General features: G+C 39.9%; 13 protein-coding genes. 5 read left to right on the top strand and 8 right to left on the bottom strand.

Translation table 11 applies throughout. The features are described from left to right. Positions 1-13: 13 nt before the first annotated feature. From JWG44_RS16970 to JWG44_RS16935, 8 genes are all read right to left on the bottom strand, one after another. Complete coding sequence (locus tag JWG44_RS16970; RefSeq protein ID WP_205276190.1) at positions 14-1,324, bottom strand: glycosyltransferase family A protein; 1,311 nt, start codon at positions 1,322-1,324, stop codon at positions 14-16. 6 nt (positions 1,325-1,330) lie between these two features. Beyond that, complete coding sequence (locus JWG44_RS16965) at positions 1,331-2,380, bottom strand: N-acetylneuraminate synthase family protein (protein ID WP_205276189.1); 1,050 nt, start codon at positions 2,378-2,380, stop codon at positions 1,331-1,333. A gap of 46 nt (positions 2,381-2,426) precedes the next feature. Continuing rightward, positions 2,427-3,479, bottom strand: a complete 1,053-nt coding sequence (locus JWG44_RS16960; protein WP_205276188.1) for an NAD-dependent epimerase — start codon at positions 3,477-3,479, stop codon at positions 2,427-2,429. 18 nt (positions 3,480-3,497) lie between these two features. Beyond that, positions 3,498-5,273 (bottom strand): ABC transporter ATP-binding protein, encoded by a 1,776-nt coding sequence (locus JWG44_RS16955; protein ID WP_205276187.1) that lies wholly within the window; start codon positions 5,271-5,273, stop codon positions 3,498-3,500. Positions 5,274-5,452: 179 nt separating this feature from the next. Continuing rightward, positions 5,453-6,736 carry a hypothetical protein gene (locus JWG44_RS16950; RefSeq protein ID WP_205276186.1) on the bottom strand — a complete coding sequence of 428 codons (1,284 nt, stop codon included), beginning with the start codon at positions 6,734-6,736 and terminating at the stop codon, positions 5,453-5,455. Positions 6,737-6,775: 39 nt separating this feature from the next. Continuing rightward, positions 6,776-7,453 carry a hypothetical protein gene (locus tag JWG44_RS16945; RefSeq protein WP_205276185.1) on the bottom strand — a complete coding sequence of 226 codons (678 nt, stop codon included), beginning with the start codon at positions 7,451-7,453 and terminating at the stop codon, positions 6,776-6,778. A 504-nt stretch (positions 7,454-7,957) separates the two neighbouring features. Continuing rightward, positions 7,958-8,905, bottom strand: a complete 948-nt coding sequence (locus JWG44_RS16940; RefSeq protein ID WP_205276184.1) for a GDP-L-fucose synthase family protein — start codon at positions 8,903-8,905, stop codon at positions 7,958-7,960. After that, positions 8,905-9,225, bottom strand: a complete 321-nt coding sequence (locus JWG44_RS16935; protein WP_069609185.1) for a MarR family EPS-associated transcriptional regulator — start codon at positions 9,223-9,225, stop codon at positions 8,905-8,907. The genes JWG44_RS16940 and JWG44_RS16935 overlap by 1 nt, the downstream gene beginning before the upstream one ends. A 324-nt stretch (positions 9,226-9,549) precedes the next feature. Here JWG44_RS16935 and JWG44_RS16930 point away from each other — a divergent pair, with 324 nt between their 5' ends. From JWG44_RS16930 to JWG44_RS16910, 5 genes are all read left to right on the top strand, one after another. Beyond that, positions 9,550-9,810: a hypothetical protein gene (locus tag JWG44_RS16930; protein WP_205276183.1), complete on the top strand. Its 261-nt coding sequence runs from the start codon at positions 9,550-9,552 to the stop codon at positions 9,808-9,810. 110 nt (positions 9,811-9,920) lie between these two features. Continuing rightward, positions 9,921-10,553, top strand: a complete 633-nt coding sequence (locus JWG44_RS16925) for a hypothetical protein (protein WP_205276182.1) — start codon at positions 9,921-9,923, stop codon at positions 10,551-10,553. Between the two features lie 262 nt (positions 10,554-10,815). Then, complete coding sequence (locus JWG44_RS16920; protein ID WP_205276419.1) at positions 10,816-11,232, top strand: Hsp20/alpha crystallin family protein; 417 nt, start codon at positions 10,816-10,818, stop codon at positions 11,230-11,232. 22 nt (positions 11,233-11,254) lie between these two features. Continuing rightward, the gene (locus JWG44_RS16915) at positions 11,255-11,659 is read left to right on the top strand and encodes an Hsp20/alpha crystallin family protein (RefSeq protein ID WP_205276181.1); all 405 of its coding nucleotides are present in this window, start codon (positions 11,255-11,257) and stop codon (positions 11,657-11,659) included. Positions 11,660-12,020: 361 nt separating this feature from the next. Beyond that, entirely contained in the window at positions 12,021-12,371 is a 351-nt protein-coding gene (locus JWG44_RS16910; RefSeq protein ID WP_205276180.1) for a DMT family protein, read from the top strand. Positions 12,372-12,477: the final 106 nt, after the last annotated feature.

Here is a 12,477-nt window from a genome sequence, read left to right as displayed (position 1 = left end):
TCTGACCTTTCAATTACTGAACTTCTTTAAATCTAAAGGACGTTTTAAAATCGTGAACGGAAAGAATACCAATTTTTCCTCCGATCATTTTACCGGAACGAATGACCCAAGAAGAAGTAAGACATCCAAGGCCGTACATCGCCTTATACTGCGGATCTCTATCCTTTCTGGATTTCAGAGACGAGTCAGTTTCTTTATATCCGTCGTCGGGAGTATGAACCCAGTAATGACCGAAATCGACTAATCCTGGAAAGATGGTGTCGCATCCTTTATACTGGGCGTCTATGACCAGCTCGTTAAAAATCTCAGTAGGTCTGTTTAAATAATCGTAATTAATATAAAGAATAGAATCAGGATAAATATCGATAGATTCCAGTTGAGTAAGGACGTTCTGAAGCAGTTCATCTAAGCTAGACTCCTTTTCCTTTTCAATCTTGCTTCTATCAATCCAATCCGTGTTTAGATCACTTGCAATTTTCGGATTATTCGATACAATGAATATATTCTTTATATAGCTACATTGTTTCGCTTGTTGAACCGCTTTTTGAACCAGTTTAAGTTCCTCGTCTTTCAGCTCCGAATCCTTTAAAATAGGAATGATTGCGGAAACGGAGATATTCTCTGGTTTGAGAAATTCCGGCAATTCAGCAAAAATATCGCTGTCCACTTTTTCGATGATCGAAACAACCCCTCTCGCTCTCGCGGGAGAATTGCCTTGATGAAGACCGTGGTAATGATAAACGGAAGCTTCGGGATCGTAAACGATTTGATATCCGGCCTCTGTTAAAGTCTTACCCCATACTCGGTCTTCGATATTCGTAACTTCTTCATCAAACGGATACTTTTCCCAAATATCCCTTCGAAACATACTGTTAGCATTGTGAAAAAAGTAATCCTTTATTTGAACCCGGCGATCTTGTCCGAAAACAATCAAAAGATCTCTCTTGTCCACTGGATCAGTGAAACTCAACGGAAGCTGTCTTCCGTAGACTGCCGCATATTTTTCGTTCTCGTCGAAATTCTTTCGAAGTGTGGAAAGCCAATTTTGATTTTTAGGAATACAGTGGGCCGATAAGCATACGATATATTTGCCGGCAGAGGCTCTGATCCCTTCGTTGATAGCAAGACCCGGTTTGAATTTCGATATATTCACCAACTTCGAAATTGGAAATCGTTTCGCGACTTGTACAGTATGATCCGTACTATCATTATCAACTAAGATTATTTCAAAATCTTTAAAGTCTTGACTGTATAGAGTTCGAAGACAGTGACCGATCCATCTTTCTTCGTTTTTAGTCCTGACTATAATCGATATTTCTGCCATCGTTTCTCAGCCTATCATTTCAGGTAGAATCAAAATATCTTCCTGAATATCAATTGTTGCAACTTTTCCGAGAAGCTTGGAAAGATCATAACTCGCATATCCAGTGCCGGGGCCTTTATAGGTCAGCATTGATTCCTCGACCTTGGTTCCTTTTTTAATGGCAACCTTCGACGCGATAGATATTCTTTGTTGGTCTCTTTTGATCTTTTCTTCTGGGAGAAGTTTTTTGACTCCGTCACCCATCATCTTGTCGATATTTCTCACGGAACCGACTAAGGATTTCAGATCAGCGGGATTAAGCGAAATTTTATGATCAAATCCCATCATATCGTTATCGAGTGTAATATGCCTTTCGACGATACAAGCTCCTCTAGCGACCGCTGCGAGAGTCGCCTGACTACTCACGGAGAATTCCTCATGTCCGGAATATCCTACCGGCACTCCGTATCTTTCCTTCAAAAAATCGATCAGTTTCAAATTTACCAATTCAAGGGGAGTCGGATACGCGGAAACACAATGAAGCAGAGCGAACGGACACTTTGCCTCCTGAACAATAGAGACAGTATGATCTAATTCCTCCAGTGTCGACATCCCAGTCGAAATGATGAGAGGCTTTTGTCTTTTCGCCAAGTATTGAATCAATGGAATGAAAGTTAGATTGTGGCTCGCACTTTTAACTACTTCTAAGTTCAATTTTTCAACGGTTTTTGCGGACTCCAAATCGAAAGGAGTAAGAAAGAAATGAATTTTTTTTTGTGCGGAATATTTTTTAAGCTCCAAGAGTTCGTCGTCCGAAAATTCGACAAACTCTCTGACTTCGCGATAGGTCCTTCCAAATTCGGGGAAACGATTATCCGGCATATCCAAAAAGGAATTGATCGCAAGATTCTTTACGTCCCTTTTCTGAAACTTTACCGCATCGCATCCGCTCTCGACTGCGACATCGATCAACTTTTTCGCGATATCTAAAGATCCGTTATGATTCAAACCGATTTCGGCGATGATAAATGTCGGCTTTCCCTCTCCGACTTCTTGATCAAATAATTTTATATACACTCGTTCATACCCATTCTTGAATTTTTAATATGGAAGAAAATCCGCTTTAGTATTGGTAAAATCTTTTATACCATGCGACAAATTTTGCGATACCTTCTTGAACCGGAGTATTCGGTTTATAGCTAAAGGCAACCTCCAAATCGGTCGTGTCGGCCCATGTTGAAACGACGTCGCCTTTCTGCATCGGAAGAAAATTGAGAACGGCTTTTTTACCGATCGCATTCTCCATTGCCCGTATAAAGTCAAGCAGCTGAACCGGCGAAGAATTTCCGATATTATAAATTTTGTAAGGAGCGATCGAAGACGCAGGATCGGGAGAATCGGAATTCCAATTAGGATTTTGCACTGCAGGAATCTCGATCACTTTAATTACACCTTCGACGACGTCGTCAATGTAGGTAAAGTCCCTTTTCATTCTTCCTTCGTTATACACATCCAAAGGTTTTCCTTCGATGATCGCTTTTGTAAAAAGAAAAATCGCCATATCGGGACGACCCCACGGCCCATAAACCGTGAAAAAACGAAGCCCTGTAGTCGGAACCTTATATAAATGGCTATAAACATGCGCCATCAGTTCATTTGACTTCTTGCTAGCCGCATACAGACTTACCGGATGATCCGTATTCTGATCGGTCTGAAACGGCATCAGAGTATTCAGACCGTAGATGGACGAACTAGATGCATACACCAGATGTAAAATTTCGTATTTTCTGCAAGATTCCAATACATTCAGAGTTCCTAATATATTGGAATTTATATACGCATGCGGGTTTGTTAAACTGTATCTCACTCCGGCCTGCGCGGCTAAGTGACATACCTTTTCGAAATTCTCGGATCGAAACAAAGAATCGATTCCAACCTTATCCGCCAAATCCAATAGTACAAATCTATACTTCGAATTCGTTTTACTTTTCAATAGTTTACCGGGAATCAGAGCAGTCGTATCGATACCGGATTCCTCAAGTCTTGCCTCTTTAAGGGAAACGTCGTAGTAATCATTTAAATTATCGAGCCCTACAATTTCATGACCTTCTTGAAGAAGTTTCAATACAGTATGAAACCCGATAAATCCTGCAGAACCAGTTACAAGAATTTTCATAGTGTATCTGCCGTCCCCCTATGATTGTCCGGAAAATAATTCATCGTATCTTCCGATTCTTTCGATTCTTCCGGAGCTCAATTCTACGATCTTGTCGCAATTCTGGACCGTCGATAATCTATGGGCGATCATAAGGATTGTTAAATCTTTACCCAACCCGGCGATCGAATCCATAACCATTTTTTCCGTCTCAGTATCAAGTGCACTTGTAGCTTCGTCAAAAACTATGACGGAGGCATCCTTGTAAAGAGCTCTAGCGATTCCAATTCTCTGTTTTTGTCCTCCGGAAAGACGAACTCCTCTCTCACCAACCTGCGTATCGTATCCGTCCTGAAGACTTTCTATATGCTCCCCTATCTTCGCCTGTTTTGCCACTCGTTTTACTTTTTCAAAATCGATCTTATCTTTAGTAACACCAAGAGCGATATTCTCCGTGATGGAACTGTCAGATAGAAAAATGGATTGAGGAACGTTAGCGATACACGTCTGCCAAGCTCGAATGTTTTCTTCGGCTAATGGAACTCCGTCAATCAGAACCACGCCAACATTCGGCGTCAAAAGGCCCATAATAATATCCAAAAGTGTACTCTTACCGCTTCCGGTTTGTCCAATAAAACCGATTCTAGAACCTTTCGGAATGATAAGGTCTAACTCCCTAAGAATCCAAGGACCGCCCTCCTGGTAGCGAAAGGAAATTTCATTCAGCGAAAGTTCCGATTTAAATTCCATCGGTGCAGGTGGAGGCAAAAGAGCATAGGAAGGTAACGGTTGATCCAGCAATTCCAAAACGTCCTCCATAGTGGCTTTAGAACCCTTAATCAGTGCCCAGCCTTGATAGGCTTGTTGAAGAATCGGAAGAAGCCTCTGCGCACTCAACGCCAAAGCGCCTAAAAGAGGAAGGGAGGATTGAAGGTCGCCCTCTCTGAGAGCGGTCGTATACGCTAAAATCGCGATCAAGACCATTCCTAATGCTTCGATTACGAACTTAGGACTCGCAGCGGTAAAAGAAGACAATGCAGACGCTTTCCTTAATTTTTGATCCGAGTCTTTGAAAATATCCGTATAAAAGTTCTGATTCCCAGTGAGAATAACGTCTCGGATTCCGCCAAGACCGTCCTGAAGAAGCCTCATGACGTGCGCGTGTTCCTTTGCTTCGACATAGCCGTTTCTCGTAAGCTGTTTGCGAACAATAAATGCGAAAACAACGTAAATCCCTCCGAATGAGAGGATGACAGTGGTCAATAATACCGGATTCAATTGAATCAAAAATCCCAAAACTGAAAAAACAATAAATATCGAACTGATAATTTGAATGATAGGAAGGACGATCGAACCGATCATTCTTTTCGCTTTTGTGAGTATTGCAGTAACGACTTCGCTACTGTTTCTTTCGATATGAATACGATACGGTTGAAACAACGTTTTCTTATAAATATCGATACTTAGATCGGTCCCGATCGCGAAAGACAATCGATTGCTTACCCAGAGAAGCAGTAACCTCATGGCCCCTGCGACGACAGAGGCAAAGACAAAAAGAGCCGTCATTGGAAATAAAAGCTGGCTCGGTTCGGAAATATTCAAAAAATCGAATACTGGATGTAAATGTTCCAGTTCGAATACCTTTTTGGGCATCGTCAACGCGCTCAAAAAAGGAAGGACAGCTCCGATACTAAAGGCCTCCGTAAACGAAGTAGCTATAATCAAGACAATAAGAAGGAAAAATTGTCTTTGCCTGCGTGGAGAAAAATGTCCCCAAAGAACTTTTAACGATTTAGATAGCGGTTTAGATGGCATTTTATTGAAACGATTTACAAAATTAAAATTAAACAGATTCAGTTCAAAATTAAGTCAGACCATTGCGTCAAGTCATTCATTTCGAACGACTAAAACGGACTTGAAATTTAAAGAAAGACCGTCATTTGATCGTAGCGGAACGAAGATTTAGCGTTATTACGAAAAAAACTGCCCAACCGTTAAGCTTCAGGACGATTTCTGAATTCCACATTCGAATACATCTTCCTAAGAAAAAGAGAATATATCGAAAAGAAGATAAAGATATTCGACGTTCTTAATACGGTAGCGTAATGCCAAAGGGAAACAAAGCCCACAAAAATAGCCGCGACATATGGAATAGAAATATCATTCTTTTTTTTCAAAAAAACAAAGTAAATGACCGGATACAACAACAACAAGACAAACAGTACGAAGTAAAACAATCCATACTCCATAAAAATATTCAACAGATCAATTTCGGAATGAGGCACCTTACATCGACCGACAATTGTACAAAAATCGAATACCAGATCCATTAAATCCATAAACGGATCTCCAGAATCTCCTATTCTTGTCATTCCCTTCCAGCCTACATAATTCAATGAAAAACGATTCATCATATTAGAAAAAAACAATATAGCGTTATTCAAAATACGATCGGAAAAAAAGAAAAAAAAACCAATAAAACCGGAAATAAAAACTAAGATATGATTTCTTTGCAAAAAGAAATCTCTAAAAAAAATAACAAGAAAGACACCGCCTACTGCGGCCGCACCGATGTTACTAGCGGATTGACTCAAAAATAATCCGACAGCGGACAGGAAAGCTACGAAGAACTCAATTGGAACCAGCTTTCTGTTCCTTATCCCTAAACCGCAAAATAATATTAAAATCATCGCAAGTAAGCTACCGGACTCATGAGGACGAATTCCCAATAAACCCCCACTCCTAAAAATCCCCTTTGTACTACCAAAGAAATCTAATGTATCAGGACGAATAATGAGCTGTCTATTATAAGCTTTTATATATCCGCCTGGATAGGGAAGTAGATTCATTTCATAACTATCCCAAGCAATAGAAAAGCTGATCAGGATCGCAATTAAACCTAATATACGAATGATGTTTTTTTCCTTTACGTCTAAAAACGCCAAAACTGAACAAGGAAATAGACCGGAATAAATAAACTTTACTGCCAAGGACCGATCTTCGGAGAAAAGTTCAGGCAAGATCCACAGAAAAGACACTGTTAAATTGACTATTAAAATTTTTGAAATAAAATAAGAGGGTTCGTTCTTTTGAGTTAAACAAGCTTTAATTAATCCCCAAAGAGACAAACAAACGCCCATAAAGAAAGTTAAATATATGGTAGGATACGCAAAACTTCCGTTATCCAAAACCAAAGGCACCAAAGCCCTTAAGCTACATATGGAAAGGGTAATACTGGCAAATAAAGTAGCGAAATTAAATTTATGAAAATATTTCATTTACACTTGGAATTTCCAAGAACGATAGAATAAAACTAATTAGGTTTTCAATCGATCTTTTGCAATTGCATTTCGCACATCGCTTATTAAATCGATCAGAAACACTCCGAAAATCGCAAAAACCAGGGATAAAGAAAAACTGATCGATAAAATTAATGACGGCTTCCATTTGTTAACAGAAACAACATTCTGTCTTTTTATAGCGATATCCAATACTTGGTCTGAGAAATAATTACTTTTTATTCCACTTCCAACAAAACTATTTGATTTAGATTTTATCGTATCGTTTGTTAAAAAGGGAGCGATAAGGGCCTTGTGGTAGGATATAATCTTATCCTTATCTTCTTCATTTGTTTTAGTTACGATTCGAATAAGATTGCCGCTCGTTTCATATTCATACTCGACTTCTATTGGATAAAGGTTTCCAGCCTTAAAAGCATAAACTTCACGAATAACTGCTGCAGTTTCAGCAAGAGGTGGAGCACCCGCAACAACTATATAAGGCATCGCAATATACGTGGTATAAGACCATTTTTTTATTTCTTCCACCTGCGGTCGGGTTTTGACAAAAAGAACAACGCTAGATAAGAGAAATAAACAAAGAAAAATACCGAAAAACGACCACTTTCTATCAACTATTTGTTTGATCAAACTTACAATGGCAACGTTTTCCATACTTTCGGAAAGATCTATTTTATTTCTAGATAAACTATTCATTCAATTTATACTTCATACTCCAATATTGAAAACAATATCCAACAACTTGTTCATACAAGCAAATATCTTTATTTTTCCTTTCGATTTTTGCTTTTGAACAATGCCTAAATAAGAGCATTGGGCAGAATAATTTGTAAGTTTACAAATGTTCATCGAGATTTTATCATTTTACGAACCTGGATTATGGTGGAATTTTTAAACCGTTTTCCCGGCGCTTCATGGGATTTCGTTCAACGCTATTTTTATTAGCAAAGCTAACGGATAACCGTTCTTTCGAACTCAGAACAAGAACCTTATGGTTAAAATCAAAAGGTCATATCTCTTATTTCAATGGTTTGAACAAACAGAATACTGATCAAAATTTGGAGATTATTCTTCGCGTAATTCAATTTGCGAGGTTTATTCTTCCTCTAAATGACTATTCAATTAAGCTTACTATAAAAATTCATTGGATATGTTCTGATATCACAATCCATGAAGAATAGCGCCCTAATTTCAATGAATTCAAACCATATTTAAAATAAAATCCGCGTATGCCAACTCAATCCCCTTCCTCAACTCCACTTGATGTTTCCATCCCATTCTATGAAGTTTGGAAACGTCCAAGAGTTTCCGAGGAGTTCCGTCGGGTTTAGAGAGATCGAAAGTAAGTAAACCTTGATAACCTACGACTTCCTTGATCGTTTCCGCCAACTCGCGGATGCTTATCTCGATTCCGCTGCCGACGTTGACGTGTTCTCCGCCTTTCGGATCTCCGGTGACGTCGTAATTCTTCATAAGAAAAACGCAGGCTCGGGCCATGTCGTCCGAATATAAAAATTCTCTCAGAGGTTTTCCGGTTCCCCAGACAACAACCTCCGGATGATTTTCGATCTTCGCTTCATAAAATCTTCGAATGAGAGCCGGCAAAACATGGGAATTTTCCGGGTGATAATTATCGCCGGGACCGTATAAATTTGTGGGCATTACCGAAATAAAATTCGTCCCGTATTGGCGATTGTAACTCTGACACATTACAATTCCTGCAATCTTCGCAACGGCATAGGGTTCATTGGTCGGTTCGAGTTTTCCGTCTAAGAGCTGACCTTCATCCATAGGTTGCCGGGCAAACTTAGGATAAATACAAGAAGAACCTAAAAAGACAAGCTTCTTTACTTGAAAACGATAACACGCATCGATGATATTATTTTGAATCTGAAGATTAGAAAATATGAATTCTGCGGGATAAGTATGATTCGCGTGAATCCCTCCCACCTTTGCCGCGGCAAGAAATACGTACTCCGGTTTCTCGGTTTTAAAAAAATCAAGCACATCGGTTTGTTCGGTTAAATCCAGCTCCGTATGGGATCGACCGATGATGTTCTCATAACCTTCTTTCCGAAGGACACGTTCGATTGCGGAACCGACAAGACCCTTGTGACCGGCGATATAAATTTTTGCCGTTTTTTCCATCACTGTTCCTCGACTTCCTTCTTCAGCTCTTCGATCTCTTTCTGAATCTGTTCGTATTCTTGCATCTTCACTTTGAGATAACGGACCGTGATCCTTGCCTTCTCCTCAATTCCCATCGGAGTGAGGAAATAAGCATAAGCCAACTTGTTCTTGCTGTTCTTAAAGTTTCGAGCCTTCACCCAACCCTTGTCCATAAGAGCCTTCAGACAATAGTTTACCTTCCCGAGACTGATCCCTAGGATTTCGGAAATTTCTCTTTGATTTACTTCCGGGTTTTCCTCTAAGATTCTTAAAAGTTTGTGTCTCAGTGCATCATCCATAGGAATTACCAAAAAAAGCGAAAGATTCGACAAAAGGAGGAATGGATGGGATCTTTTGGGCGCAGCTTCGCCGGGTCAATCCCAGGATTGGAAAATCTGGTCTCATAAAATGGCATCAAATTCCTCCTGTCAAGAAAATTTGTTCAACCCTTGAACAGACTAAATTTCAGATTATAATTCCGAATCGCCTCGGATTTTAGAAGGAGAAATGGCCAAAAATCGAAAGGATTCCTTTTTTGGATTTAGGGAGAGAAGAATTCTCATTCAAAGTAAGCCACGCTCCAGAACCTAACTCCTGCAAGTCGATTCGGTAAGAAAGAATCCTTGTATTCCGAAGAACCAAAAAAAATCCCAAAAGAAAAAACTGAATTCTCAGGGATTAAAAGGTGCAAAAAAAGAACAAAAGTTGAGAAACCGCAAAACCTAAAAAAGGACAAAGTTACAATATCAAAATATTCCATTCTTCCTTTGATTCTCTTCTCCCTTATGAGTTCAAAAGTTTTCAACTTCGCTTCCATTGTTTGTGGAAGTGAAAAATTCTCTTCATTCATTCTTTCTAAAGGAGAAGAAAATAACCTGGATTGAAATGTAAGAAGATCATTTTCATCGGCGATTCAGTTTTTTCTTGCATTAAGAATTCTTCGAACAAAGTATATCCAATTTCTGCCCCATAGATTTCAGGAGATTCTAACATTATGGCCGACTCTGCTATTGTCCGCAAACTGGACCTCAGGCTTATCGAAGATGGTATCTTAGATGGCGCTTTCGTAGACGATTATTCGCTCGTTCACCAAAAACTCAATGAAGAGTTTCATAAGACCGGAAGGTCGGCTCAACCGGAAGCCAACTTCGAACTTGGTGAAAAGATTCTCAGAGAATGGTTGCATGGACTTGCCCGCCAAGGAGCCTCTCAAGACAAACTCACGAGTTATCTCCGGAGCGGCTTAGCCCATCTTTCTTACGATTTTATCGAATCTTCGAATGAAGGAATGGAAACCGGCGACGTCGACGAACTGATCGGCCGCGCTCTTGTTTCTTTTAAAAATCGCGATTTTGAAAAGATGTTTTTCCGTGCCAATGTGGAAGACAAGGTTGTCGTCAAAAAGGCGGCTGCAAAGAAAGCGGCTACCAAAAAAGCCGCAAAGAAAAAAGTAGCTAAGAAGAAGGCTGCGAAAAAGAAAGCGGCGGCAAAGAAGAAAAAGACCGCAAAGAAAAAGGTTTCTCCCAAAAAGAAAGCCGGAGCTAAGAAGAAAGTAGCTCGCAAAACGTTACCTAAGAAAAAAGCCGCGAAAAAGAAAGCGGCAAAGAAAAAGGCTAAAAAGAGATAATCCTTCTTTTTCCCTCAAAAAACTCGGGGTCCGACCTGCTTCGACTCCGAGTTTTTCTCCTCTCCCTTTTTTTATTCTCCATTCTCGAATGCCACCCCTCTCGAACCGATTGTGAGAGTTCCCACGTATTGAAGATTGCGAGAGTTCCCAACACCCCTGGCACTCATAAAAAAAGAGTGCTAATTTTCAAAAATTTTTCTTGAACTTTTTTCAATATTTAGCACTCTAAGATTCAGATTGCTAAAACGAGGAATGCAAGATGATCAACGAATTCAGAATGATAGAAGACCTACATAAACTCCAAAATCAATTTTCGAGCCTCTGGGATCCCTTTGTGGCAGCGGGTGGAAGCGCCTATCCATCCCTCAATATTCACAAGGGAAACGAATCGGTGACAATCACCGCGCTGATTCCGGGAATCTCACCGGATTCGCTCGATATCACCGTGAGCGGAAACCAACTCCGTCTGAGCGGAGAAGCTCCGTCTCAGGCTCCAAAGACAAACTTTAGCGCCAAAAGAGTGGAGAGATTTCAAGGAAAGTTTCAGAGAACCCTGGAACTTCCGACCGAAGTGGATCCGGAAAAAACGAAGGCAGAGTTTAAGAATGGAATTTTAGTCCTTACTCTACCGATCCGTGAAAGCGTCAAACCTCGGAAGATCCAAATTCAGACAAATTAATTCAAGATAAAGGAGCACAAAAATGACAAACGCAGTTCTCAACAAGGAAACAAACGTAACGCAGGAAAATTCTACTTCTCAAGAAGTAAAAAAAGAAAAGGTAAGAATTCTCACTCCTCGAGTAGACGTTTACTCGGATGAAGAAAACATCTATCTTCTCGCAGATCTTCCGGGAGTAGAAGAAAAGGACGTTCAAGTTCAGATCGAAAAAGACCAACTGAATATCTCCGGAAGGACCGTGGAAAAAAACATTCCCGGAGAACTTCGCTATTCGGAATACAGAACCGGGGAATATAAAAGATCTTTCACTCTTACGGAAGCGGTAGAGGAAGATAAAATTTCCGCAGTTTATAAGAATGGGGTTTTAAACCTAACTCTACCTAAGAGAAAACCTCAGGTCAAAAAAATCGAAGTTCGTTCCGAGTAATTCTCTCTTCCGCCGGCTTGGATCCTTTCCCAAGGGTCCACCGGCGGAAAAACTCGGTTTCCGCAAAGGGTCCCTGCAAAAGAGAGCCGTTATACTACCTGAAGTCTAAAACTTTTACCCCGGCAACGGGGTTTCTTTTTATCCGGAAGTTGTCCAATATGTTCGATTCTCCGGCGTTTCCAAATTATATAATAATAGTTGAATATTCTTATTAGATTCAAAAAAATCAATTTTACGGAAGTATCAATTTTGAAACACGGTTGAAAAAAAAATTCTCGAAAAATCGATTCTAAAAGAATTTCCTCCGAAATGATTTGATTTCCGATTGTCAATCGACCCGATCTCCAGAAATTCTATTCTCATGAAAACATTTTTCCTTCTCGTCTGTTCCAATCTTTTTATGACCTTCGCCTGGTACGGACATTTGAAATTTTTTCACGGCTGGAGCCTTCCTCTCACCATTCTTCTGAGTTGGGGAATCGCACTTTTTGAATACATTCTTATGGTTCCAGCAAATCGGATCGGATACGGGGAGGAAGGATACAGCGCTTTTCAACTTAAGATTCTTCAGGAAGTAATCACGATCTCGATTTTTATTGTCTTTGCTTCGTTGGTCCTAAAAGAAAAAATTAAGTGGAATCATGCAGTCAGCTTTTTGTTTATTTTAGGAGCCGTCGCGTTCGCGTTTTACGACAAAACCCCTTCTCAATGATAAGCGAAGTGAGGAATTTTATTTTTTATCCGTCCTCCGGAGAATTGAAAAATAAATGTTCGACTTTGAAGCGATCGCTTTTACGGAAAATTTAAGAAAGACGCCA

Source organism: Leptospira ainazelensis (assembly GCF_016918785.1).
In the GTDB taxonomy this organism is placed as follows: Bacteria; Spirochaetota; Leptospiria; order Leptospirales; family Leptospiraceae; genus Leptospira; species Leptospira ainazelensis.
Note: the sequence above shows the minus strand (reverse complement) of the source record. Positions and strands in the feature narration are given on the sequence as shown.